Below are 24,871 nucleotides of genomic sequence, written 5' to 3'. Positions count from 1 at the left end.
TGCTGCTCGATCACTTGAGGTTCCCCTCGTCGTCTGCCGGGGCGTGGGCCGGCTCGTTGCTGCTGGACTGCGGGTGGGCCTGGGCGGCGGTGCCCGGGTGCTGCTTGAGGCCCTCCCAGAAGGCGCCGATGAAGTGCCCCGGCGGGAGTCCGCCCTGGTCCTTGTCCTGGGCGGGCTCCGGCTCCGCGGGCGCCGGGATGCCGCCCCGGGCGCGTTCGGCGGCCTGCCGGGCCTCGCGTTCGGCGTCCTCCCGTTCCCACGCCGCCTGCTCGGCCAGGCGCTGGCTGAGCGGCATCTTGACCCGGCTGCGGCGCTGCGGGAGCCCGCCCGCCGTCCATTCGGTCACCTCGGGAACGTCGTCCTCCAGGGAGACCGTGGCGGGGATGCGGGGGCTGGTGGGGCGGCGCTTCTTCGGCTTGCGCTGCGGTCCGGGCAGGGCGTCGGGGCCCGGGGTGGGGATCGCGGTGGCGCCGATGCCGTGGGCGAGGCCGACGCCGGGCTCGGTGGTCATCATCTTGCTGGGCACGATGAGGATGGCGCGGACGCCGCCGTAGGCGGAGGCGCGCAGCGAGACGTCCATGCCGAACTGGGTGCACAGCCGGCCGACCACGGACAGGCCCAGGCGCGGGTGCTGGGCGAGGTCCTGCACGTCGGTGCCGCGCTTGGCCTGCTCCAGCAGGCCCTCGATGCGGGCGCGGGACTCCTCGCTGAGGCTGACGCCGGCGTCCTCGATCTCGATGCACACACCGCTCTGCACCTCGGTCGCGGTGACGTGCACCTTGGCCGCGGGCGGCGAGTAGCGGGTGGCGTTGTCGAGGAGTTCGGCGGCGGCGTGGATGACCGGTTCGACGGCGGTGCCCTTGATGTTGACCTTGGCGATGGAGGCCAGGTTGATCCGGCGGTACTCCAGGATCCGGGACATGGCGCCGCGCAGCACGCTGTAGAGGGCGACCGGCTGGGGCCACTGGCGTCCGGGCCGGCCGCCGCCGATCACGGAGATGGAGTCGGCGAGGCGGCCGATCAGCGAGGTGCCGTGGTCGATGCGCAGGAGGTCGTCGAAGACCTCGGGGTTGCGCCCGTGGTCCTCCTCCATCTCGCGCAGTTCCTTGTTCTGCTGGTGGACGATCGCCTGGACGCGGCGGGCGATGTCGACGAAGGAGCGCTCGGCGGACTCGCGCATGGAGTCCTCGTGGTCGACGATCTCGCAGACCATGCGGATCAGCTTGCGCTGGGGCTCCCCGAGTTCGGTGTAGGCGGGGTCCACCTCGCCGAGGCGGTTCATCACCTCGCGGGGTGTGGCGCCCCCGCGCATGAAGTGCAGGATGTTCGGGATGACTTCGGCGCCGAGGTGCACCATCTCCTCGTGGTGGCTCGCGGCCCGGTGCTCCAGATACGCGGTGTGACGGGCGTGCTCGGCGCGCAGGGACCGCAGCATCCGGCCGCGGCGTACCGCTTCGGCGGCAGCGGTGAGCACCAGGAGGATGGCGAAGGCGCCGCACAGGCCGACGGCGAGCCGGGCCGGTTCCGTCACGAGGGCGACGGCGGCCCCGGTGGCCGCGGCCATCAGTATGGCCGGCAGCAACAGCGTTCGCGCGTAGGGAAGTTCACGGCGACCTGGAGGGGAATCAACACTCACCATGTAGGCCCTCTGAAAAGGAGTCGGCGGGGATGGGGGAGCTTGCGGCGGGGTATGCCTGGGAGTTGTCGGGATCTTCCGCGCATTGGGAACAAGCGCGCGATTACACCTCAACTCGGTGCGCTGCGGGCGAGCTTAGTCCGACCGGATCATCGCCGTGTCATATTCGGCAAGCACCTGAAACGGGCATGGGGACTGGAGTAGGGTCGGGCCCATTTGCACGCCGGGGAGTCGTTCGAACACGTGGAGTAATGCCTCAGGGGTGTACGAAAATCACTCACCGTGATGAGGGGAAGCGGTGCCGAAGCGGCCCGGAACGCGTGCAGGCCCGGCGGGATGTCCCGCCGGGCCTGTGAGGTTCCGGGGCCGCGGTCAGCCCACGGACGAGTAGGCGACCACTCCGCGCAGCAGCTCGTCGACGGCCTTGCGCGCGTTCTTCGGGACGGTGGAACCCGCGCCGGGCGCGGCGGCCGCGATCTGGCCGAGGACGTCGATGACCTGCTTGCACCAGCGCACGAAGTCGCCGGCCGGCATCTCCGCCTCGCGCAGCACCTCGTCGAGGCCCTTGCCGGACGCCCACATGTACGCGGCCCAGGCGAAGCCGAGGTCCGGCTCGCGCTGGCCGACCCCTTCGGTCTGGCTGATCCGGAAGTCCTCCTCCAGGGCGTCGAGCCGGCCCCAGATGCGGACCGTCTCGCCGAGCGCGGCCTTCGCCTTGCCCGAGGGCACCTTCGGGGCCATCGCCTCGTCGGCGGCGCGGGACTCGTAGACCAGCGCCGAGACGCAGGCGGCCAGCTCGGCCGGGGACAGCCCCTCCCAGACGCCCCCGCGCAGGCACTCGCTGGCGAGCAGGTCCAGCTCGCCGTAGAGCCGTGCCAGGCGCTTGCCGTGCTCGGTGACCTCGTCGCCGCGCAGGTAGTCCAGCTCCGTCAGCAGCGCCACGATCCGGTCGAAGGTGCGGGCGATGGTGTTCGTCCGGCCCTCGATCCGGCGCTCCAGCTGCGAGGTGTCGCGCAGCAGCCGGTGGTAGCGCTCGGCCCAGCGCGCGTGGTCCTCGCGGTCGTCGCAGCCGTGGCAGGGGTGCGCGCGGATCGCCTTGCGCAGGCGGGCGATCTCCCGGTCGTCCGCCGCCTGGGAGCGCTTCTTGCGGGCCCGCTCCGGCGGGATGTGGCCCGCCTTGGTCCGCAGCGCGGAGGCCAGGTCGCGGCGGGACTGCGGAGAGCGCGGATTGAAGGTCTTCGGGATCCGCATCCGGTCCAGCGCCTCGACGGGCACCGGGAAGTCGATCGACGCCAGCCGCTTGACCTGCCGCTCGGCGGTCAGCACCAGCGGGCGGGGCCCGTCGTGGTGGTCGAAGCCGCGGTGGCCGTTGGACCGCCCGGCGGACAGCCCCGGGTCGAGGACCAGGGCGAGGCCCGCGAACTTGCCCGTGGGCACGTGGATGACGTCGCCCGGCTTCAGCTTCTCCAGCGCCACGGCGGCCTCGGCACGGCGCTGGTTGGCGCCCTGCCGGGCCAGCTCCTGCTCGCGGTCCTTGAGCTCGCGGCGCAGCCGCGCGTACTCGTCGAAGTCGCCGAGGTGGCAGGTCATGGAGGCCTTGTAGCCCTCCAGGCCCTCTTCGTTGCGCTGCACCTGGCGGGAGATGCCGACGACCGACTTGTCCGCCTGGAACTGCGCGAAGGACGTTTCCAGCAGCTCCCGCGAACGGTGCCGGCCGAACTGCTCGACCAGGTTGACCGCCATGTTGTACGACGGCTTGAAGCTGGAGCGCAGCGGATACGTGCGGGTGCCGGCCAGTCCCGCGAGGTGCTCGGGGTTCATTCCGCGCTGCCACAGCACCACGGCGTGGCCCTCGACGTCGATGCCGCGCCGGCCGGCCCGGCCGGTGAGCTGGGTGAACTCGCCGGGGGTGATGTCGGCGTGCTGCTCGCCGTTCCACTTGACGAGCTTCTCCAGCACGACCGAGCGGGCGGGCATGTTGATGCCGAGGGCGAGGGTCTCGGTCGCGAAGACGGCCTTCACCAGGCCGCGGACGAACAGCTCCTCGACGACCTCCTTGAAGGTGGGCAGCATGCCCGCGTGGTGGGCGGCGATGCCCCGCTCCAGCCCCTCCAGCCACTCGTAGTAGCCCAGGACGTGCAGGTCCTCGCGCGGGATGGAGTCGGTGCGCTCCTGTACGAGGGCCCGGACCTGCTCCCGTGCTCCCTCGTCATTCAGCCTGAGGCCGGCGTACAGGCACTGCTGGACGGCGGCCTCGCAGCCGGCCCGGCTGAAGATGAAGGTGATCGCGGGCAGCAGCCCCTCGGAGTCCAGCCGCTCGATGACCTCGGGCCGGCTCGGCGTCCACACCCGTGAGCGCTGTCTGCGCTCCCGCTCCCGGTCGGCCTCCTTCATGGCACGGCCGCGCCTGCGGTCCTGGTAGGACGGGCGGCTCGCCTCCAGGCGCGCCATGCGCGTCAAGTCCGGGTTGACCGCCTTCTTGTGGCCCTCGGCCTCCTCGAACAGGTCGTACATCCGGCGGCCGGCGAGCACGTGCTGGAACAGCGGCACGGGCCGGTGCTCGGAGACGATCACCTGGGTGTCGCCGCGTACGGTGTCGAGCCAGTCGCCGAACTCCTCGGCGTTCGACACGGTCGCCGACAGTGACACCAGGGTCACGGACTCGGGCAGGTGGATGATCACCTCCTCCCACACCGCGCCGCGGAAGCGGTCGGAGAGGTAGTGCACCTCGTCCATGACCACGTAGGCGAGGCCGAGGAGGGTCTGTGAGCCCGCGTACAGCATGTTCCGCAGGACCTCGGTGGTCATCACGACCACCGGGGCGTCGGAGTTCACGCTGTTGTCGCCGGTGAGCAGGCCCACCCGGTCCGTGCCGTAGCGGCGGCACAGGTCGGCGTACTTCTGGTTCGACAGCGCCTTGATGGGCGTCGTGTAGAAGCACTTCCTGCCCTGCTGGAGGGCGAGGTGGACGGCGAACTCGCCGACGATCGTCTTGCCGGAGCCGGTGGGAGCGGCGACCAGCACGCCCTTGCCCGCCTCGAGCGCCTGACAGGCCTCGATCTGGAAGGGGTCGAGGCCGAAGTCGTACATCTCGCGGAAGGAAGCGAGCGCGGTGGCCTGCTCGACGGCGCGCTGACGGGCTGCCGCGTACCGCTCGGCCGGTGAGAGATCCTCTGTCATCGTGCTTTCGAGCGTACCGGGCCGCACTGACAACAGGACGATCATTATCCGGATCGGCCGTGTGGGGGTTCCGTGGGGGCGGCGACGTCTGCCGTCACCGCCCCGGCGCTCCTCAGGTCACGTCGTCGTACCCGTTGACCCGGTCCGTCGTGGCCTGCTCGGGCAGGGCGCGCGCGGTGGTCACGGCCTCGACCTCGTCGATGGCCTCGGGAGTGAGGTCCAGCTCGGACGCCTCGTCGTCGTCGGGCTGCAGAGCCTCGCGGCGGGCCTTGCGACGGTCGTTCACCAGGGAGATGGTGACCGCGGCGAAGTACAGGATCCAGATCGGCCCGGCCAGCAGGATCATGGTCAGGGGGTCCGTGCTGGGCGTGGCGATGGCCGCGAACAGCGTGATGCCCATGATCATCCCGCGCCACCAGCCGAGCATCCGCTTGCCGGTCAGCACTCCGGTGAGGTTGAGCATCACCAGCAGCAGGGGCAGCTCGAAGGAGAGGCCGAAGACGACCACCATGCGTGTGACGAGGTCGAGGAGCTCGTCCAGGGGCAGCAGGTTGTCGACGTCGCTCGGGGTGAACTCGATCAGCACCTTCGCGGAGGTGGGCAGCACCGCGTAGGCGAAGTAGGCGCCGACGAGGAACAGCGGGGCACCGCTGGCGACGAACGCGTAGGCGTACTTCTTCTCCTTCCGGTGCAGGCCCGGGGCGACGAACGCCCACAGCTGGTAGAGCCAGACCGGGGAGGCCAGCACGACGCCGGCCGTCAGGGACACCTTCAGCGCCAGGGTGAAGGGGCCGAGCAGACCGTTGATCGTGATCTGCGCACACGGCTCGGAACCGGCCTCCGACTGGGCCAGCTCCGCGAACGACTTCTCACAACCGATCGACTCGAGGATCGGTTGGGTGAGGACGTTGATGATCTCTCGGTAGAAGAAGGCGGCGACCACGGTGACGACCACGATGGCCAGCAGCGCCTTCGCGAGCCGGTTGCGGAGCTCACGAAGGTGCTCCGCGAGCGGCATCCGCCCCTCGGGATCCTTCTCCTTGTTGCGGGCAGACTTCAGCAACCCACGTTCCCATCTCGTGCGGCGGGCCGGAGGTCACCGGCCCTGCGTCAGCGCTTGGTCGTGTCCGTCGGCTCGGTGACCGGGCGGGAGCTGGTCACGTCGCCGGGGGCGGCCTGGATGGTGCGCTGCGCCGCGGACTGCTCGGGGTTCGGCGGGTCGGCCGGAGCGGAGTCGTCGGACTTGCCCTCGCTCTTCATCGCCTTGGCCTCGCTCTTGAGGATGCGGGCCGACTTGCCGAGCGACCGCGCCATGTCCGGAAGCTTCTTCGCGCCGAACAGCAGGATGATGACGACGAGGATGAGAATGATCTCGGGGGCGCCGAGCCTTCCGAACATAAGTCTTTACCTTCTCACCGAGGCGGCTGGGTGGGGGTGCTGTCGGACCGGCCGGACATACGTCCGATCGGTCGTCTTGTGCAGCGATCGTAACGCTCGGGGGTAAACGTGAGGCAATCCCCGTGCGTACTCCCGTCCGCGACCGGGCCTCGTTCCTGGCCGCGACCAGCAGCGTACCGTCCGGGACCCGTGAGGTGACAGGGCGAAGTGTCCCAAAACATAGCTCACACCCGCCTATGGGGTCACCGACGCCCTCTCGCGGAGGACTTCAGGCCTTCACAGGGCGTCCACCGCGCGGGCGGCGCTCTCGCTCGCCCGCTCCAGGTCCTCCGCGGCGCGGCTGATCCGGCGGGCGGAGTCCGTCACCTGCCGGCCTAGGCGCTCGGCCTCCACGAACACCTTCACGGCGAACACCGCGAGGACGGCGAGACCCAGGAAACCCACGGCAACCGCGAACATCGGCCAGAACATGAGGTCGAGACTAGACGGTGGAGTGCAGCCGCAGGGTCCTGACCCCGCCGCCGGTGAGCAGCTCCACGACCCGCTCCCCCGCCGGCTTGCGCACGGCCGAGCCGCACTCGGGGCAGGTGAACGAGTAGAACGTGGTACGGCTCGTGGCGCCGATGGCCAGGCGCAGGGCGCTCGCGGCGAGTTCGAAACGGCCCCGGCAGTCCGGGCAGCCCGCCTTGAACACGACCGGTGACACCCGTCTCATGCCGGCGAACGCGGCCGCCGCCGTCATGCCCGGCCCGGACGCACCGGTCGAACCGGACGGCCCGGACGGCCCCAGGGGGTCGCTCACAGCGCCGGCTCCTGCCTGTCGTGCTGCCCGTCGGCCGCCCCGGCGCGAGGGTGCGCACCGGCCCCGGTGACCGTCTCGACGCCGCCGTGCGCGCCGGCCGCCTCGGTCCCGTCGTACGCGGCCAGCGCCTCACGGGCGGCCTGCCGGGCGCTGTCGGCGAGCCCGGACGGGGAGACGATCCGGCCGTCCCGCCCCAGCCGCAGCGCGAGGCGCCGCAGGGAGGCCGGATCGGGCGTGCGCAGGGTGATGCGCAGGCCGCCGTCCGGCAGTTCCTCCGCGCTGTCGTGCGGGTAGTACTCGGCGACCCAGCGCCCGCCGGGGCCGACCTCCACGACCACCTCGGGATCCTCCGCGGCGGGCTGCACCAGACCCTCCGACAGGTCCCTCAGCTCCACCTCCGGCGGCGCGGACGGCTCGTCCAGGATGCGGATCTCGGCCACCCGGTCGAGCCGGAAGGTGCGCCGGGCCTCGGAGCGGCGGCACCAGGCCTCGACATACGTGTGCCCGACGCTGACCAGCCGGATGGGGTCGATCTCCCGCTCGGTGACCTCGTCACGGGCCGGTGAGTAGTAGCGGATCCACAGCCGGCGGCGCTCCGAGATGGCCCGGTCGACGTCGGCGAAGACACCGCCCTCGGACTCGAAGGTGACGGACAGGCGCGAGCTGGCACCGGCGGCCTCGCCGGCCGAGGTCTCCACCTTCGCGGTCGCCCGCAGCAGCGCCTGCCGGTCGCTCTCGCGCAGGCCCGGAAGGGTTGCGACCGCCCGCGCGGCGACCAGCAGCGCGGTCGCCTCGTCGGCGGCGAGCCTGAGCGGCTCGGCGGCGTCCGCGCCGAGCGCGGCGGGGTTGTGCCACCAGATCCGCTCGCCGTCGGTGTCGATGTCGAGGAGGTCGCCGCCACGGAAACTGGTCCCGCACATCGGAAGCACGTCGAGGTCGGAGACCAGCTCGTCCTCGGTGATGCCGAAGGCGCGGGCCACGTCCTCGACCCGGGCGCCGGGGCGCTCGCGCAGATACGTCACCAGGGACAGCATCCGTCGGGTCTGGTCGATGGCGTTCACGGGCCTGACCGGTTTGCCTGCCACTGTGTTGTCCGCTCCCCCTCAGCCCTTGGCGACGGCACGCAGCCGGTCCACCACGTCCGCACGCAACTCCGCGGGCTCCAGCACCACCACGTCCGGTCCGAACTCCACCAGCCAGGCGTCCAGGCCGTGCCCGTACGGAATCTCCAACTCGTCCCAGCCGTCACCGAGTTCCCGCACCCCGGTGGCCTTCGCCCGAAGGGGGTACCCGGCGCCCGACCGCAGCCGGATCAGCGCGGACCGGTCGGCCGTCTCCCCCGCCCAGCTCGCGACCGTCTCCCGGACGGTGACGACGTCGGGAACCGGCGCGGTGAACCGCGCGCCGCGTGACCGCACCTTCCCCGTGATCCGCGACAGCCGGAACACCCGCTCGGCACCCCGGTCGCGGTCGAACCCGGCCAGGTACCAGTGGCCCCGCCAGCACTCCAGCGCCCACGGCTCCACGTGCCGGGGCTCCGGCTGCGCGGCATTGGCCTTGCGGTAGTCGAAGACCACCGGCCGGCGGTCGCGGCAGGCCAGCATCAGCGGCTCGAAGGCGGCCTCGTGCACCGGGATGCGCGGCTCCAGCGCACCGTGCGCCTCGTACGGGTCGACGTCCTCGGGCAGCCCGGCCGCCCGCAGCTTCTGCAGGGCGCCGCTCGCGGCCCCGGCGAGCCGGGCCTGCTGCCACACCTTCGCGGCCAGCCCGAGCGCGGCGGCCTCCTCGGCGTCCAGGGTGATGGGCGGCAGCCGGTTGCTGTCCCGGCGGGCCAGATAGCCGATCTCGCCGTCGAGGCTCTCCACGGTCTCGATGACCAGTCCGAGTTCGCGCAGATCGTCCTTGTCGCGCTCGAACATGCGGTTGAAGGAGTCGTCGGAGCCCGCTTCGAGGTAGGCCTCGACCGACTCGCGCAGCTCACGCTTGCTGAGTGGCCGCCGTGTCCCGAGCAGACACAGCGCCAGGTTCATCAGCCGCTCGGCCTTGGCAATGGCCATCGACGCCCTTCTCCCTATGGTGCTTACGACGGATGACCGTACCGCCCCGCGGTGGCGCGGCAAAAGCCGAGGGCCCATGCCCGGACAGGCATGGACCCCAGGTGACCGGCTCTGATCGCCGTCCGTTCGGACTTCGGTCAGACTCCGAGCAGATCGACCACGAAGATCAGCGTCGAGCCGGCCGGGATCGCCGGGGTCGGGCTCTGGTCGCCGTAGGCGAGGTGCGCGGGGATGGTCAGCTGGCGGCGCCCGCCGACCTTCATGCCCTGCACGCCCTGGTCCCAGCCCGCGATGACGCGGCCGCCACCGAGCGGGAAACGGAACGGCGTACCGCGGTTCCAGCTGGCGTCGAACTCCTCGCCCGTGCTGAAGGTCACGCCCACGTAGTGGACGGTCACGGTCTGACCGGCCTCGGCAACCGGGCCGTCGCCCTCCCAGATGTCCTTGATCTCGAGGTCCGCCGGGGGCTCGCCGCCCGGGAAGTCGACCTCGGGCTTGTCGATGCTCACGTGTTCAGCTCCTGCTTGTCTGCGGAAAGGCAACGCCCAAGTCTTACATCCCCGGACGTCACATCTTCGCGAGGATGTCCACGGAGAAGACGAGCGTGGAGTCCTTCTCGATACCGCTGCCCTCGGGCGGGTTGTCCCCGTAGCCCAGGTCCGGCGGGATGACGACGAGGACGCGGCTGCCGACCTTCCTGCCCGTCAGGCCCTGCGCCCAGCCCTTGACGACCTGCTGCAACGAGAACGACGTCAGCTGCTGCCTGTCGTACGTCGAGTCGAAACCCTTGTCCGTCGACGAGAACGTCTTGCCCTTCTCCCACAGCACGCCCTTGTACTGCACGAGCACGCTGTCCTGGGCGCCCACCTCGGCGCCGTCGCCCTCCAGGACGTACTCCGCGGCGAGCTTCTTCGGCGCGTCGGCGTCCGGCACCTCGATGGAGGGCGCCTTGCCGTCGGTGTTGGTGCCGACCTTCGGCAGGGCGGCGTCGTCCTGCGGCATCTTCTTGCCGTCGGCGCTGCTCCGCGCGTTGAAGGTGTCCTGGATGTCGACCACGAACACCAGCGTGTCGTCGCCCTTGATACCCGCCTGCTCGTTGCCCTGCTCTCCGTAACCCCAGGTCGGCGGCACGGAGAACAGGACGCGGCTGCCGGTCTTCTTGCCGGTGAGCGCGTACCGCCAGCCGTCGATGATGCTGCCCTGCGCAAGCTGGATGACGAGCGGCGTCTTGCGGTCGTAGGAGTTGTCGAAGACCTTCCCGCTCTGCCAGATCTGGCCGAGGTAGTTCGCCGAGACGAAGTCGTTCTCCGCGACGGCCCTGCCGCCGCCCGCGACGACCGTCTTGACCGCGAGGTCCTTGGACGGCTCGCCACTGCCCTTGGCCACCGTCGGCTTCTCGTCGAACTTCGTCCCCGCGGTGATCGCCGGCAGCGGACCGTCCACGATCTTCGGCGGCGGAGCGGCCGACGTGGCCGACGCCTCCGGCGACGCGCTGTCGCTCGCGTTGCTCGATGAGCCTGAGTCGTCGTCACCGCAGGCGGCGAGCGTGACCAGTCCCGCGGGGACGGCGATGAGGAGTGAGCGTCGGCGCACGGTGGGGGCCTCGTATCGGTATCGGGTCGGTCCTGATGGCTGGCGTGCGCGCAACTCTACGGCGTGAGAAGGGCACCGTACGGCTAACGTACGGTGCCCGTGTGGCGTTCCGCCCTTTCGCGCGAAGACGCGTGTCTCACCCGTCCGGTCTCACCCCGGTCGGGTCACATGCCGGCGATCAGCTTCTCCACCCGGTCGTCCACCGAACGGAACGGATCCTTGCACAACACGGTGCGCTGCGCCTGGTCGTTGAGCTTCAGATGGACCCAGTCGACCGTGAAGTCCCGTCGCTGCTCCTGGGCCCGCCGGATGAAGTCGCCGCGCAGCCGGGCCCGAGTGGTCTGCGGCGGAACGGACTTGCCCTCGAAGATCTTCAAGTCGTTGGCGACCCGGGCGGCCTGCCCCTTCTTCTCGAGCAGGTAGTACAGACCACGACGACGGTGGATGTCGTGGTAGGCGAGGTCTATCTGCGCGACTCGCGGATGCGACATGGTCATGTTGTGCTTGGCCCGGTACCGCTCCAGGAGCTTGTACTTCATGACCCAGTCGATCTCGGTGTCGATGCGGTCCAGGTCCTCGGCCTCGATCGCCTCCAGCGTGCGGCCCCACAGCTCCAGCACACGCTCCACGGTGCCGGTGCGGATACCGCGGCGGTCGACGAAGTCGACGGCCTTCTCGTAGTACTCCCGCTGCACCTCCAGTGCGGACGCCTCCCGGCCGCTGGCCAGGCGCACCTTGCGCCGCCCGGTGATGTCGTGGCTGACCTCGCGGATCGCCCGGATCGGGTTCTCCAGGGTCAGGTCCCGCATCACCGTGCCCGCCTCGATCATGCGCAGCACCAGATCGGTCGCGCCGACCTTCAGCAGCATGGTCGTCTCGGACATGTTCGAGTCGCCCACGATGACGTGCAGACGCCGGTAGCGCTCCGCGTCGGCGTGCGGCTCGTCACGCGTGTTGATGATCGGCCGGGACCGGGTCGTCGCCGAGGAGACGCCCTCCCAGATGTGCTCCGCCCGCTGACTGACGCAGTACACCGCACCGCGCGGCGTCTGCAGCACCTTGCCGGCGCCGCAGAGCAACTGCCTCGTCACCAGGAACGGAATGAGGATATCCGCGAGCCGCGAAAACTCCCCGTGCCGGGCCACGAGATAATTCTCGTGACAACCGTACGAGTTGCCCGCGGAGTCGGTGTTGTTCTTGAAGAGGTAGACGTCGCCCGCGATTCCCTCCTCGTGCAGGCGTCGTTCGGCGTCCACCAGGAGTCCTTCGAGAATGCGCTCGCCCGCCTTGTCGTGGGTGACGAGTTCGGTCACGTTGTCACACTCGGGTGTCGCGTATTCCGGATGTGATCCCACGTCGAGATACAGGCGGGCGCCGTTGCGCAGAAAGACGTTGCTGCTGCGGCCCCATGACACGACACGGCGGAAGAGGTACCGCGCCACCTCGTCAGGCGACAGGCGGCGCTGTCCCCTGAACGTGCACGTGACGCCGTACTCGTTCTCCAGCCCGAAAATGCGGCGGTCCATGACTGAACATTACGCCTGATGACCCGAACTGAAACGGGGTTCGACGGCACGGTTTGGATCATTTTCCGATGAAGCCGCAACGACCGCACCCCGCGCGGGAGCTGCGAGGACCCGCCCGGTGCACGCCAGCACGAGCAGCGAGACGAAACCCGCCGCCCCCGGCACCGCGAAGCCCCACAAGGCCCCGCCGTGCTCCACGACGGGCCCCGCGAGACCCGTCCCCACCGAAGCGCCCACCGTGAACGTCGTCACGAGCCACGAAAACGCCTCCGTCACCGTCCCCCGCGGCGCGTGCACGTCGACGAGCACGAACGCACACGCGATGCACGGCGCGAGGAAGACCCCCGCGAGGACCGTGAGCAGCACCATGGCCACCGCGCCCGGCATCAGCATCAGCGGGAGGTAGCAGACCGCCAGCAGCGCCACCAGCAGCCGCAGCCGCCGCGCCGGATCACCGGCCCACCGCCGCGCCCCGTAGACCGCTCCCCCGACCAGCGCACCCAGCCCCAGCGCGGCCATCAGCCACCCGTACACCGCGTCACCACCGTGATCGTCGGCGTACGGCACCGAGGCCACCGTGATCGACCCGAGCGCCATCCCGACGAACAGGAACGCCCCCAGCAGCGCCAGCAGCCCGCCCGAGCGCAACGCACCCAGCCAGTGCGCCTCCCGCGGCGCCGACCGCCACGCGCGCGAAGGCGGCGACACGACCACCGACAGCGCACCCAGCACACCGACACCGTTCAACACGAGCAGCGCCGCCTGCGGCGACCACAGCGACACACACACCGTCACCAGCAGCGGCCCGACGGTGAACATGACCTCCTGCGCCACGGCGTCCATCGCGTACGCCGTGTGCACCTGGTCCTCCTCGCCCAGCACACTGGGCCACAGCGCCCGCAGTCCGCCCTCCAGCGGAGGCGTGAACAGCCCCGCGGCCCCCACGGACAGGTACGCGAGCGCGGCCGCTCCGGTACCCGCGAAGGCGAACACGGCCATCGCGAGCGCCGAGAGCACCGCGCCCGGCAACTGCACCCGCGGCTGCCCGTGCAGGTCCACCAGCCGCCCCAGCACCGGCTGCCCGACGGCGTTGGCCACGCCGTAGACCGCCGCCAGCGCCCCCGCCAGGCTGTACGAGCCGCCCTCGGCCCGCACGAACAGCACGATCGCGATCGCCGCGGTCGCGTTGGGCAACCGCCCGACCAACGTGCCGGCCAGCAGCCGTACGGCATGCCGAGCCCGGAGAATGTCCAGATATCCGGCGACCACGACGCACCTCCCTGTCCCCACTCGCAGTACGTGTTACGTATAACCTTCGCCGCCATACGTACCATGTCGCCAGTCCAGCAGTCCAGACGAAAGCGCAGGCGAACGGTGGCACGAGGCAGCACCCGCCCCACGAGCCGGGACGTCGCCCAGGCCGCCGGCGTCTCCCAGGCAGCCGTCTCCCTCGTCCTCGGCGACAAATGGCGCGGCCGCGTCTCCGAACCGACGGCCCAGCGCGTCCGCGACGCCGCGTCGGAACTCGGCTACCGACCCAACCTCGCCGCCCGCAACCTCCGCCTCGGCCGCACCCGCACCGTCCTCCTGGTCGTCCCCGCCCTCACCACCGAGTTCTTCGCCGAGGTGTACACCGGCGCCGCCCGCGTCGCCGCCGCACACGGCTTCGGCGTCGTCCTCTACCCCTCACCCGAAGGCGTCGGCCCCGCCCGCGACCCCTTCGCCTCCGCACAGGCCGCACTCGACGGCGTCATCGCCTCCTCCATGGCCGCCGACGCACTCACCGCCATCCGCGGCGACCAACTCCCCCTCGTCATGCTCGACAGCGACCCCGAAGGCAGCCTGGGCGCCGCCACCGTCAACCTCGACATCGCCGACGGCATCCGCCAGGTCACCGAACACCTGCTGTCCCTCGGCCACCGCAGCTTCCTCCACCTCGCCGCGGACATCCCCTCCTGGACCTTCGAGGTACGCGCCCGCGAACTCGCCTCACGCCTCGCCGACGCCCCCGGCACCGAACTGCGCACCATCCGAGCCCCCATCTCCATCGAGGGCGCCCTCGACGCCACGGAAGCCGCCCTCGCCGCACCCGGACCCCGGCCCACCGCACTGGTCTGCGACGACGACAAACTGGCGGCCGGCGCCTACAAGGCCGTCCGGCGCGCCGGACTCCGCGTCCCCGACGACCTCTCCGTCACCGGCCTCGACGACCTCGGCCTCGCCACCGCCATCGACCCCGAACTCACCACCGTCCGCCTCGACGCGGAAGCCTTCGGCGAACGGGGCATGCGAGCACTGCTCGCCGTAATGGAAAGCAGGCCCCCCGAGAAGGGGGACCTGCCGGTCAGCCTGGTGGTACGGGGGTCTACGGCCCCGCCGCGACGAGCGAAGTGAGGTGGGCGCCTACTCCTCGTCCGACCCGGAGTCGCTCTCGGACTCCGTCCCGCTCTCCGCCGACACCTCGCCCGCAGCCGCACCGGAATCCAGCAGCCGCGACAGCTGACCGCCCACGATGCGCTTGAACTTGCGCTGCTGCGGACGCGTCCGGTCCAGCACCGCGACCTCCAGCCGCTCCGCCGGAATCTCCCGCTCACTGCCGTTCGTGTCCCGGGACAGCGCCTGCACCGCCAGCTTCAGGGCCTCCGCCAGCGTCATACCGTCCCGGTGCCGCTGGTCCAGATACCCGCTGATCTGCTCCGCGTTGCCCCCGACCGCCACCGAACCGTGCTCGTCCACGATCGAACCGTCGTGCGGCAGCCGGTAGATCTGGTCACTGTCCGGACTGTCACCCACCTCGGCGACGACCAACTCCACCTCGTACGGCTTCTCGGCCTGACTGGAGAAGATCGTGCCCAGCGTCTGGGCGTACACGTTGGCCAGACCGCGCGCCGTCACGTCGTCACGGTCGTAGGTGTAACCACGCAGATCGGCGTAGCGCACCCCACCGATCCGCAGGTTCTCGTACTCGTTGTACTTGCCGGCGGCCGCGAAGCCGATCCGGTCGTAGATCTCGCTGAACTTGTGCAGCGCACGGGACGGATTCTCACCGACGAACACGATGCCGTCGGCATACTGCAGCACGACCAGGCTGCGGCCACGCGCGATGCCCTTGCGGGCGTACTCCGCCCGGTCGGCCATCGCCTGCTGAGGAGATACATAGAACGGCGTCGACACCGGTTATCCGTCCCTTTCTGTCGAAGTCACTGGACCACCTGACAACACGAAGACACGCTCCCGCTACAGCAGCGCGGCCCGCGGACCGTCGGGCTGCTCGAGCCGGGCCTGCAGCACCGAACCGGTCAGCTCCGCGGCCTCGTCCTCGCCGAGCCGGCGGAAACCGTCCTCGGTGATCACAGTGATGATCGGATAGATCCGGCGGGCGACATCGGGACCACCCGTCGCCGAGTCGTCGTCAGCCGCGTCGTACAACGCCTGCACCACGAGCGTCGTCGCCTGCTCCTCGGTCAGGTCGTCGCGGAACAGCTTCTTCATCGCACCCCGGGCGAAGACCGAGCCCGAACCCGTGGTCGCGTAGTTCCGCTCCTCGGACCTGCCACCCGTCACGTCGTACGAGAAGATGCGACCCCTGCCCCGGTCCACGTCGTACCCGGCGAACAGCGGCACCACGGCCAGCCCCTGCATCGCCATGCCCAGGTTGGACCGGATCATCGTCGACAGACGGTTCGCCTTGCCCTCCAGGGACAGCTGCGCGCCCTCGACCTTCTCGAAGTGCTCCAGCTCCAGCTGGAACAGCTTCACCATCTCCACGGCCAGGCCGGCCGTACCGGCGATGCCCACCGCCGAGTACTCGTCGGCCGGGAAGACCTTCTCGATGTCCCGCTGGGCGATCACGTTGCCCATGGTCGCCCGCCGGTCACCGGCGAGCACGACACCGCCGGGGAACGTGACCGCCACGATCGTGGTGCCGTGCGGTGCCTCGACGACGCCCTGCACCGGCGGGAGCTGCCGGTTGCCCGGGAGGATCTCCGGCTGGTGCTCACCGAGGAAGTCCATGAAGGAGGAGGACCCGGGCGTCAGGAAGGCAGCTGGTAGACGCCCGGTGCTACGAGTGTTGGCTTCCACGCGATTCCTTCCACGTAAGCGGCAGCCCGCCTTATGGCATCGGGCCGATCCTTGAACTGCCCCAGCGCAGCGTTGCAGCTGAAGCACAGTACGCCACGGACCCTACCCGTCCCGTGGCAGTGATCCACATGTGCGGCGGGAGCGGCGATGGCGATTCCGGGTCCACTCACTGTGTGGTTTGGTCTCCCCTCACGTCCGGCAGAGCTTGTGCCCCTCGGGCACCTCCGCTCGCGGGCGGACGTTTCGCCTCTTGGCCACCTGGCGTTCTTGGTGATAGGCCGCAGCGTGCTCTCGGCAGTAGGCCTGCAGCCCGTCGCGCATCGCCTTGTTCCGTGCAAACGCTGCCCGCGGCTTGTGGTCCCTACACCGCGAGCAACGCCTACCAGATTCTTCGATCGACAAGCGAACCCCCCGCTGCAACCTTCATTTCGAAGGCTACTCGCCGCCCTTTTGAACAAATGAGCGAACGAAATCCTCTGCGTTCTCCTCGAGTACGTCGTCGATCTCGTCCAGGACGGAGTCCACGTCGTCGTTCAGCTTTTCCTGGCGTTCCTTGAGGTCCTCCGATGCCTGCGCGTCCTGCGCCTGCTCCTCGACCTCCTCGGTGGACCGCGTGGCCTTCTGCTGCCCGCCGCCGGTGTCCTTGGTCGCCATAACCCTCACCCCGCTCGGTTCGCCCGACACAGTTGCTCGGTCAAGATCAGACCCTACAAGTCCGGTCCGACATCGGCCCCGCACTTCCTCCAACGTACGGGGGCCATCTCCATGGTTCCCGGACCTGGGATATTCCACCCTGTCCGGCTGTCTACTCCCCGGTACCCGCTCGGGCCGCTCACCCGCCGGACAGGACCCTGACCAGGTCGTCCGCGGTGCGGCAGCGGTCCAGGAGCTCCTTGACGTGATTACGCGTTCCGCGAAGCGGTTCCAGGGTTGGGACCCGCTGGAGCGAATCCCGGCCCGGCAGGTCGAAGATCACCGAGTCCCAGGAGGCCGCCGCGACGTCGTCCGCGTACTGCTCCAGGCAGCGCCCGCGGAAGTAGGCCCTGGTGTCCTCCGGCGGCTTCGTACGGGCCCGCTCGACCTCGTTCTCGTCCAGCAGGCGCTTGATGCGGCCGCGGTCCACCAGACGGTTGTACAGGCCCTTGTCGGGCCGTACGTCGGCGTACTGGAGGTCGACGAGGTGCAGCCTGGCGGCATCCCAGTCGACGTTGTCGCGGCGGCGGTAGCCCTCCATGAGCTCCCGCTTGGCGACCCAGTCCAGCTCGCCGGCGAGGCTCATCGGGTCGTTCTCGAGCCGGTTGAGGGTGTCCTCCCAGCGGCCGAGGACGTCCTTGGTCTGGTCGTCGGCGTCGGCGCCGTAGCGTTCCTCGACGTACTTGCGGGCCAGCTCGTAGTACTCCATCTGGAGCTGTACGGCGGTCAGTGTGCGGCCGCTGCGCAGGGTGACGAGGTGCTTGAGCGTGGGGTCGTGCGAGACCTGGTGGAGGGTGCGTACGGGCTGGTCGACGGCGAGGTCGACGGCGATGAAGCCGTCCTCGATCATGGACAGGACCAGGGCCGTCGTGCCCAGCTTGAGGTAGGTCGAGATCTCCGACAGGTTCGCGTCGCCGATGATCACGTGCAGGCGGCGCCATTTCTCGGCGTCGGCGTGCGGCTCGTCGCGGGTGTTGATGATGGGGCGCTTCAGCGTCGTCTCCAGGCCGACCTCGACCTCGAAGTAGTCGGCGCGCTGGCTGAGCTGGAAGCCGTGTTCGTGGCCGTCCTGGCCGATGCCGACGCGGCCGGCGCCGGTGAAGACCTGGCGGGAGACGAAGAAGGGCGTCAAGTGGCGCACGATGTCCGAGAAGGCGGTCTCGCGCTTCATCAGGTAGTTCTCGTGCGTGCCGTAGGAGGCGCCCTTGTTGTCGGTGTTGTTCTTGTAGAGGTGGATGGGCTGGGCACCGGGGAGCTGGGCCGCGCGTTCGGCGGCTTCGGCCATGATGCGTTCGCCGGCCTTGTCCCACAGGACGGCGTCGCGGGGGTTGGTGACTTCCGGAGCGCTGTATTCGGGGTGGGCGTGGTCGACGTAGAGCCGTGCTCCGTTGGTGAGGATGACGTTGGCAAGGCCGATGTCCTCGTCGGTGAGCTGGCTGTTGTCGGCGGCCTCGCGGGCGAGGTCGAAGCCTCGCGCGTCCCGGAGCGGGTTTTCCTCCTCGAAGTCCCAGCGGGCCCGGCGGGCCCGGTGCATCGCCGCCGCGTAGGCGTTGACGATCTGGGACGAGGTGAGCATGGCATTGGCGTTCGGGTGGCCGGGGACGGAGATTCCGTACTCCGTCTCGATGCCCATTACTCGCCGTACGGTCATGCGGCCCTCCTTGCCCGGCAGCGCCCGTAGTGGGCGTCGCTCAAGTACCGCTGGCGCTCCGATGCGTGTGCGGTGCCCGTCCCCGCACTGCGCGACTCGGCGGTATGGAAGAGCCTAGAACGCCTTTGCGCTGGCGGGGAGATCATTTGCGTCATTGCCTTGCTCCAGCCGGGGCTCCGGAAAACAGTCGGCTGCGGGTACCCCGGTGAGGGCACCCGCAGCCGCCCAGCCTTTTACAGGTACTGACCGGTGTTTGCCACCGTGTCGATGGAGCGTCCGGTGTCCGCGCCCTGCTTTCCGGTGACGAGCGTACGGATGTACACGATCCGTTCGCCCTTCTTTCCGGAGATGCGGGCCCAGTCGTCGGGGTTGGTGGTGTTGGGCAGGTCCTCGTTCTCCTTGAACTCGTCCACGCAGGCCTGGAGGAGGTGGGAGACGCGGAGGCCCTTCTGGTTCTTGTCGAGGAAGTCCTTGATCGCCATTTTCTTGGCGCGGCCCACGATGTTCTCGATCATGGCGCCGGAATTGAAGTCCTTGAAATAGAGGACTTCCTTGTCGCCGTTGGCGTAGGTGACTTCCAGGAAGCGGTTCTCCTCGGATTCGGCGTACATCTGTTCCACCGCCGTCTGGATCATGCTGGAGACGGTGGCCGCCTTGTCCTTCTCGTGTTCCGCGAGGTCGTCGGAGTGGAGGGGGAGGCGTTCGGTGAGGTACTTGCCGAAGATGTCCTTGGCCGCTTCGGCGTCGGGACGTTCGATCTTGATCTTCACATCGAGCCGGCCGGGCCGCAGGATGGCGGGGTCGATCATGTCCTCGCGGTTGGAGGCGCCGATGACGACCACGTTCTGCAGGCCTTCCACGCCGTCGATCTCGGCGAGGAGCTGGGGGACGATGGTGTTCTCCACGTCCGAGCTGACGCCGGAGCCGCGGGTGCGGAAGAGGGATTCCATCTCGTCGAAGAAAACGATGACGGGGGTGCCCTCGCTGGCCTTCTCGCGGGCTCGCTGGAAGACGAGGCGGATCTGCCGCTCGGTCTCGCCGACGTACTTGTTGAGGAGCTCGGGGCCCTTGATGTTGAGGAAGAAGCTCTTGCCGGCGGCCTGGCCGGTGACCTCGGCGACCTTCTTGGCCAGCGAGTTCGCGACGGCCTTGGCGATGAGCGTCTTGCCGCATCCGGGGGGCCCGTAGAGCAGGACGCCCTTGGGCGGGCGCAGCTCGTGCTCCTTGAACAGGTCGGGGTAGAGGTAGGGGAGCTCGACGGCGTCGCGGATCATCTCGATCTGTCCGCCGAGGCCGCCGATCTGCTCGTAGCCGATGTCGGGGACCTCTTCGAGGACGAGTTCCTCGACCTCGCTCTTGGGGACGACCTCGTAGACGTAGCCGGAGCGGGGTTCGAGCAGGAGGGCGTCGCCGGGGCGGATGGTGAGTCCGCGCAGGGGTTCGGCGAGCCGTACCACCCTTTCCTCGTCGGTGTGGCCGAGTACCAGGGCGCGCTCGCCGTCCTCGAGGATTTCCTTGAGGGTGACGATGTCGCCGACGCTCTCGTACTCCATGGCCTCGACCACGTTGAGTGCTTCGTTGAGCATCACTTCCTGGCCGCGTCGGAGCTCGTCGAGCTCGACGCTCGGGCTGACGTTCACCCTGAGTTTGCGGCCGCCGGTGAAGATGTCGGCGGTGTCGTCCTCGTTGGCCTGCAGGAAGACGCCGAAGCCGGCCGGTGGCTGGGCCAGCCGGTCGACCTCCTCCTTGAGGGCCACGATCTGGTCGCGGGCCTCTCGGAGGGTGCCGGCGAGTCGTTCGTTCTGGGCGGACACGCCGGCCAGGTTGGTCTGCAGTTCGACGATCCGCTCTTCGAGAATTCTCGTGTGTCGCGGAGATTCGGCGAGCTTGCGTCGCAGGACGGCGATCTCCTGCTCAAGGTAGGCCACCTGCCCGGCCGGGTCCTCGGACCCGCGTCCCGGGCGGATGCCGCGGTTCATGTCGTCGTCGTGGGCTGCCACGGTCCTCACCTCCTCCAAGGGGAGCTGGACGCTTCCAGACCCTACCTGGGTGGGTGTCGATTGAAACCCCTAGATCACAAAGACGGTAGAGGTGTGTCCGATCTTCACCCTTGCGCTCTCCCTCACGCCAGGGGAATACCCACGGAACGTGATTGGAACCCAGGCGGGGGTAGGGTCGAAGTGTTCAACACCCGTCGGAGCTGGCCGGATTCCCGGACGGCTCGGCGCAGGAAACGGCAGGAGAGATGAGCGTGCAGCAGGAGGCCGGAGTCGGCGGCGAGGCTCTGGAGGTCTGGATCGACCAGGACCTGTGTACCGGTGACGGTATCTGCGCCCAGTACGCGCCGGAGGTGTTCGAGCTGGACATCGACGGTCTGGCCTATGTGAAGGGCGCGGACGACGAGCTTCTGCAGGCGCCGGGGGCGGCAACGCCCGTGCCGCTGCCGCTTCTCACGGATGTGGTCGACTCGGTGAAGGAGTGTCCGGGCGAGTGCATCCATGTGCGTCGCGTTTCGGACAGGGCCGAGGTCTACGGCCCGGACTCAGAGTGACCGAATCGTAACTTGGCGCCTACGTTCCGTGACTGCTGTCTGGTGTGTCACACGGTCCGTCCGGGGTGCCGGTCACACGGTGCGTGTCTGTGAGGGTGTGTCGCTGACGAACGTGCCGTTCTTCCACTGCCACTTCACGTCGTCGGTGACGTCGGGGCAGCAACTGGGCACGTCGGGCGAGGAGTAGCCGAGGAGCGTGGCGTGGACGGCACCGTCGCGCACCGAGAGTGCGGTGGCCGTGCGGCGGTCCTTGGGGTCGACGAGGGTGGCGACGACGCGGGGCTTGCCGCTGTCGGTGTCCCGGGTGAGGACGTACACGCCGTCGGGCGGGGTGCCCATGGGTGCGTCGCAGTGCACGACGGCCACGGTCTCGGGCCGGCCGTCGCCGTCGAGGTCGCCGGAGGCCTTCTTCTGTACGAGGGCCTTGACCGGGCCGCATTCCAGGGGGAAGGCGACGGTGGCGGGGTCGGGCGGTGCGATGTGTGCCGGCGCGCTCTTCGGCCCGGCGGCTGCCTGGCCGGTGGTCTGGGCCGCTGTCGCGGCGTCGGGCTGGAGGACGGAGGACAGGGCGACCACGCCGGCGACGGCCGTGGCGGTGGCGACCCAGTGGATCGGCCGGGTGTGCGTGTGCGAGAGCTCCGGAACGGCGGGGTGCTGCACGAGGAGTGTCTCCTGTGAGGGCTGTGCCGGTGGGGGGGGTGGCCAGCATCGTGCCACACGTCACAGTGCGGGGGAACGGCGGGGTGGGTACTGGTACCGATTTCCCGGCTGGCCGCTTCTCGCTCGGGGGGTGCCGGTCAACGCGGCGACGCCGTGGTGCAGTTCCGGGACGCTGCCGGAACTGCACCACGGCGTCGGTACGTTGGGTGCGGCGGGGTGCCGCTTCAGCGGCCGGAGCCTCCGCCGGCGTTGGGGCCGTCGTAGTCCTCGCCGTAGGCGCCCTTGGCGGGGCGGCGGCGGCGCATGGGCGGTTCGACGCCGTCGGCGAGGCGGCGGGCGGTGAGGAGGAAGCCGGTGTGGCCGATCATCCGGTGGTCGGGGCGGACGGCGAGGCCCTCGACGTGCCAGTTGCGGATCATGGTCTCCCAGGAGGTCGGCTCGTTGAAGCAGCCGATCTCGCGGATGGACTCGACGGTCCGGGCGAGCTGGGTGGTGGTGGCGACGTAGCAGCACAGGATGCCGCCGGGCACGAGTGCCTTCTTGACGCCGTCCAGGCACTCCCAGGGGGCGAGCATGTCGAGGATGACGCGGTCGACGTCGGTGTCGGACAGGTTGTCCTGGAGGTCTCCGACGGTGAGCTGCCAGGCGGGGTGAGGGCCGCCGAAGTAGCGCTGCACGTTCTGCTGGGCGATCTCGGCGAAGTCTTCGCGGCGCTCGTAGGAGTGCAGCATGCCCTGGTCGCCGATGGCGCGCAGCAGGAAGCTGCTGAGGGAGCCGGAGCCCACGCCGGCCTCGACGACGCGTGCGCCGGGGAAGATGTCGGCGAAGGCGAGGATCTGCCCCGCGTCCTTCGGGTAGACGACGGCTGCCCCGCGGGGCATGGACAGGACGTAGTCGGGGAGCAGGGGGCGCAGCGCGAGGTAGGCGACGTTCCCGGTGGTGCGGACGACGCTGCCCTCGGGAGCACCGATCAGTTCGTCGTGGGGGAAGGAACCCTTGTGGGTGTGGAAGTTCTTCCCGGCCTCGAGCGTGAACGTGTAGTGGCGGCCCTTGGGGTCGGTCAGCTGAACCTGGTCCCCGACCTTGAAGGGCCCGCGCCTGCGGGCGGCACCGGTCGGTTCGGACATGTGACCAGCCTACCGGTTTCCTGCCGGGGGCTTTACCGCCGGAGGGTGGGGGCGGTGGTGGGTGCCGGACGGTGCGGGCCGTCCGTGGTCGCCCGCGCCGTTCACCGCGCCCTTCCGGGGCGCTTTCAGCTGGGCCGTGCCATGGCCTTGACGAAGGCGCGCTCGACGTCGGCGGCGGACAGGACGCCATAGATCTCGCCGGTCTCCTCGACGACGAGGTACTCGGTGGCGGGGTTGGCGCGCAGGGCGTCCAGGAGTTCCTCGCCGGACAGTTCGGCGGAGACGCGCATGCCGTCGGTGAGGTCCTGGGCGAGGGTGCTGACCGGGACCCAGGGGCGGCGGTGTTCGGGTACGCCGACGATGGCGGCCTCGCGGACCAGTGAGGCGGGGGTGCCGTCGGCGTCGACGACGACGAGGGCGCGGGCGCCGGAGGCGTTGGCTCGGCGCAGGGCCTCGGAGAGGGGGGTGTCGGCCTGGACCGGGACGGCGCGCCGGGTGAGGGCGCGGGCGCGCAGTTCGGGCAGGTGTTCGCGCAGGCGGGCCATGCGGAGGCTGTTTCCTGCGCCGGTCCAGATGATCGCGGCGAGGATGGCGGCGAGCAGGGCGTCCATGACGGTGTCCATGCCGACGTCGTCGGCGGCGTCGCTGCCGAGCGAGGTGGTGAGCAGCGGCAGGCCGATCAGTACGGCGATGGCGAGGGCGCGGCCGACCCAGGCGGCGGCGACGGTGCCGCTCATCGGCTTGCCGGTGATCTTCCAGACGACGGCGCGGAGCATGCGGCCGCCGTCGAGGGGGAGGCCGGGCAGCAGGTTGAAGGCGGCGACGATGAGATTGGAGACCATCAGGCCGGCCAGGAGGACGCCGGGGACGCTGTCGGGTTCGACGGGCAGCAGCGCGGCGTAGAAGACGCCGGCGAGGACGAGGGAGAGCAGGGGGCCGACGAAGGCCAGCACGAATTCGCGGCCGGGGGTCTCGGCCTCCTTCTCGATCTCGGAGACGCCGCCGAAGAACTGGAGCTGGATACGGCGGACGGGGAGTTTGAAGCGGAGGGCGGCGACGGTGTGGGCGAGTTCGTGGACGAGGACGGAGGCGTAGAAGGCGACGGCGAAGAAGAGGGAGACGAGGTAGCGGGCGGCGCCGAGTTCGGGCAGTACGCGGTCGAGCTGGCCGCCGAAGACCCAGGTGATCAGGGCGGCGACGAGGAACCAGCTGGGTGCTACGTAGACGGGTACGCCGAAGGGGCGGCCCATGAGCAGTCCGCCGCCGGGTTCCGGCCGGCGCTGCGGGGGCCGCCCCGGTCCGCCCGTGCCGGGGGTGTGGGCCTCGGTGCGGTGGTGTGGGGCGCCGGTGCCGTGGGCGGCGTGCCGGTGGTCCGCGGCCGGTGCGGAGGGGTCGCGCGGGGGTGCGGAGGGGTGGTCGTGGCCGGATGGCCGTTTGGGCCGGGCGCCGGTGTCGTCCTCGTCGTCGTCGGACGGCTCGGCCGGGGGTCGGGAGGTTGCGTCGTCCCCGGGGGCCGGCTGCCCGGGCGGTTCGCCTGCCGTGCCGGGGGCGGGGCCCGAGGTGGTGCGGTCGGGCCGCTCGTGCGGGGCGGGGGCTTCGGTGGGGCTGTCCCCCGGTCGCGTGGGCGCCGGTGGGCCGGTCTCCGGTGGGCCGGGGTGCGGCGTCCCGGCTTCCGGCGTCTCGTCGTGGCCCGGCGATCCGGGGCTGGTGGCTGTGGGGCCGGCGGGTTCCGGCCGTGCGGTGTCGTCGGGGCCGGTGGCCGGGGCCGTGGGATGTGCCTGGGGCTCGGCCGACTCGTCGTTGCCGGACCGCGGCTGCCCGCTCCCGCCGCTCACGTCCACGATGTCCCCTCGTTCGAAGCGTCTCCCGCCTGCCGGTCGGGAGGGTCTCGTGTCGATGGTATGCGTCCGTCCC

22 protein-coding genes and 1 pseudogene are annotated in these 24,871 nt (G+C 70.0%); 2 read left to right on the top strand and 21 right to left on the bottom strand.

Features of this window, described 5'->3' with window-relative positions:
* Positions 1-10: 10 nt before the first annotated feature.
* The 12 genes from ACIQFU_RS29750 to ACIQFU_RS29695 all read right to left on the bottom strand — a co-directional run bounded on the left by ACIQFU_RS29750 (position 11) and on the right by ACIQFU_RS29695 (position 13,461).
* Positions 11-1,639 (bottom strand): sensor histidine kinase, encoded by a 1,629-nt coding sequence (locus ACIQFU_RS29750; protein ID WP_402555547.1) that lies wholly within the window; start codon positions 1,637-1,639, stop codon positions 11-13.
* 369 nt (positions 1,640-2,008) lie between these two features.
* Positions 2,009-4,861 (bottom strand): DEAD/DEAH box helicase, encoded by a 2,853-nt coding sequence (locus tag ACIQFU_RS29745; RefSeq protein WP_402555546.1) that lies wholly within the window; start codon positions 4,859-4,861, stop codon positions 2,009-2,011.
* 67 nt (positions 4,862-4,928) lie between these two features.
* Positions 4,929-5,879, bottom strand: a complete 951-nt coding sequence (gene tatC / locus ACIQFU_RS29740; protein WP_402555544.1) for a twin-arginine translocase subunit TatC — start codon at positions 5,877-5,879, stop codon at positions 4,929-4,931.
* Positions 5,880-5,926: 47 nt separating this feature from the next.
* On the bottom strand, positions 5,927-6,214 hold the full coding sequence (gene tatA / locus ACIQFU_RS29735) for a Sec-independent protein translocase subunit TatA (protein ID WP_402555543.1): 288 nt from the start codon (positions 6,212-6,214) through the stop codon (positions 5,927-5,929).
* Between the two features lie 276 nt (positions 6,215-6,490).
* Positions 6,491-6,685 carry a hypothetical protein gene (locus tag ACIQFU_RS29730; protein WP_402555541.1) on the bottom strand — a complete coding sequence of 65 codons (195 nt, stop codon included), beginning with the start codon at positions 6,683-6,685 and terminating at the stop codon, positions 6,491-6,493.
* Positions 6,686-6,695: 10 nt separating this feature from the next.
* Positions 6,696-7,016 carry a hypothetical protein gene (locus ACIQFU_RS29725; protein ID WP_402555539.1) on the bottom strand — a complete coding sequence of 107 codons (321 nt, stop codon included), beginning with the start codon at positions 7,014-7,016 and terminating at the stop codon, positions 6,696-6,698.
* Entirely contained in the window at positions 7,013-8,101 is a 1,089-nt protein-coding gene (locus tag ACIQFU_RS29720) for a helix-turn-helix transcriptional regulator (RefSeq protein WP_402555537.1), read from the bottom strand. The genes ACIQFU_RS29725 and ACIQFU_RS29720 overlap by 4 nt, the downstream gene beginning before the upstream one ends.
* An 18-nt stretch (positions 8,102-8,119) precedes the next feature.
* Positions 8,120-9,073 (bottom strand): helix-turn-helix transcriptional regulator, encoded by a 954-nt coding sequence (locus ACIQFU_RS29715; protein WP_402555536.1) that lies wholly within the window; start codon positions 9,071-9,073, stop codon positions 8,120-8,122.
* Positions 9,074-9,210: 137 nt separating this feature from the next.
* Entirely contained in the window at positions 9,211-9,582 is a 372-nt protein-coding gene (locus ACIQFU_RS29710) for an FKBP-type peptidyl-prolyl cis-trans isomerase (protein WP_402555534.1), read from the bottom strand.
* Between the two features lie 58 nt (positions 9,583-9,640).
* A complete protein-coding gene (locus ACIQFU_RS29705; protein WP_402555532.1) occupies positions 9,641-10,666 on the bottom strand; it encodes an FKBP-type peptidyl-prolyl cis-trans isomerase in 1,026 nt (341 codons plus the stop codon).
* A gap of 164 nt (positions 10,667-10,830) precedes the next feature.
* A complete protein-coding gene (pafA, locus tag ACIQFU_RS29700) occupies positions 10,831-12,192 on the bottom strand; it encodes a Pup--protein ligase (RefSeq protein ID WP_061445640.1) in 1,362 nt (453 codons plus the stop codon).
* A 9-nt stretch (positions 12,193-12,201) separates the two neighbouring features.
* Positions 12,202-13,461: an MFS transporter gene (locus ACIQFU_RS29695; RefSeq protein WP_402555530.1), complete on the bottom strand. Its 1,260-nt coding sequence runs from the start codon at positions 13,459-13,461 to the stop codon at positions 12,202-12,204.
* Positions 13,462-13,566: 105 nt separating this feature from the next.
* On the opposite strand from ACIQFU_RS29695, the gene ACIQFU_RS29690 reads away from it, so the two are divergent.
* Positions 13,567-14,586 carry a LacI family DNA-binding transcriptional regulator gene (locus ACIQFU_RS29690; RefSeq protein ID WP_402555528.1) on the top strand — a complete coding sequence of 340 codons (1,020 nt, stop codon included), beginning with the start codon at positions 13,567-13,569 and terminating at the stop codon, positions 14,584-14,586.
* 9 nt (positions 14,587-14,595) lie between these two features.
* On the opposite strand, the gene prcA is transcribed toward ACIQFU_RS29690, so the two are convergent.
* From prcA to arc, 6 genes and pseudogenes are all read right to left on the bottom strand, one after another.
* Entirely contained in the window at positions 14,596-15,366 is a 771-nt protein-coding gene (gene prcA, locus ACIQFU_RS29685; protein ID WP_402555526.1) for a proteasome subunit alpha, read from the bottom strand.
* A gap of 63 nt (positions 15,367-15,429) precedes the next feature.
* A complete protein-coding gene (gene prcB, locus ACIQFU_RS29680) occupies positions 15,430-16,275 on the bottom strand; it encodes a proteasome subunit beta (protein WP_402555524.1) in 846 nt (281 codons plus the stop codon).
* A pseudogene (locus ACIQFU_RS29675) lies at positions 16,227-16,677 on the bottom strand (endonuclease domain-containing protein). The gene prcB and the pseudogene ACIQFU_RS29675 overlap by 49 nt, the downstream one beginning before the upstream one ends.
* 33 nt (positions 16,678-16,710) lie before the next feature.
* Positions 16,711-16,929, bottom strand: coding sequence for a ubiquitin-like protein Pup (locus ACIQFU_RS29670; RefSeq protein ID WP_043374843.1), 219 nt, complete (start codon positions 16,927-16,929; stop codon positions 16,711-16,713).
* A 178-nt stretch (positions 16,930-17,107) separates the two neighbouring features.
* Positions 17,108-18,619 (bottom strand): depupylase/deamidase Dop, encoded by a 1,512-nt coding sequence (gene dop, locus ACIQFU_RS29665; RefSeq protein WP_361010524.1) that lies wholly within the window; start codon positions 18,617-18,619, stop codon positions 17,108-17,110.
* Positions 18,620-18,852: 233 nt separating this feature from the next.
* Positions 18,853-20,619, bottom strand: coding sequence for a proteasome ATPase (gene arc, locus ACIQFU_RS29660; protein WP_402555522.1), 1,767 nt, complete (start codon positions 20,617-20,619; stop codon positions 18,853-18,855).
* Positions 20,620-20,864: 245 nt separating this feature from the next.
* Between arc and ACIQFU_RS29655 the strand changes: the two genes are divergently transcribed.
* A complete protein-coding gene (locus ACIQFU_RS29655) occupies positions 20,865-21,170 on the top strand; it encodes a ferredoxin (RefSeq protein WP_402555520.1) in 306 nt (101 codons plus the stop codon).
* 72 nt (positions 21,171-21,242) lie between these two features.
* Here ACIQFU_RS29655 and ACIQFU_RS29650 read toward each other — a convergent pair whose 3' ends face one another.
* The 3 genes from ACIQFU_RS29650 to ACIQFU_RS29640 all read right to left on the bottom strand — a co-directional run bounded on the left by ACIQFU_RS29650 (position 21,243) and on the right by ACIQFU_RS29640 (position 24,798).
* Positions 21,243-21,830 (bottom strand): hypothetical protein, encoded by a 588-nt coding sequence (locus tag ACIQFU_RS29650; protein ID WP_402555518.1) that lies wholly within the window; start codon positions 21,828-21,830, stop codon positions 21,243-21,245.
* A gap of 224 nt (positions 21,831-22,054) precedes the next feature.
* Entirely contained in the window at positions 22,055-22,957 is a 903-nt protein-coding gene (locus tag ACIQFU_RS29645; protein WP_402555517.1) for a tRNA (adenine-N1)-methyltransferase, read from the bottom strand.
* A 125-nt stretch (positions 22,958-23,082) separates the two neighbouring features.
* Positions 23,083-24,798, bottom strand: a complete 1,716-nt coding sequence (locus ACIQFU_RS29640; protein ID WP_402555516.1) for a site-2 protease family protein — start codon at positions 24,796-24,798, stop codon at positions 23,083-23,085.
* Positions 24,799-24,871: the final 73 nt, after the last annotated feature.

Source organism: Streptomyces sp. NPDC093065 (assembly GCF_044754585.1).
In the GTDB taxonomy this organism is placed as follows: Bacteria; Actinomycetota; Actinomycetes; order Streptomycetales; family Streptomycetaceae; genus Streptomyces.
The sequence above is the reverse complement of the archived record's forward strand: the minus strand, read 5'-3'. Positions and strand labels throughout refer to the sequence as shown.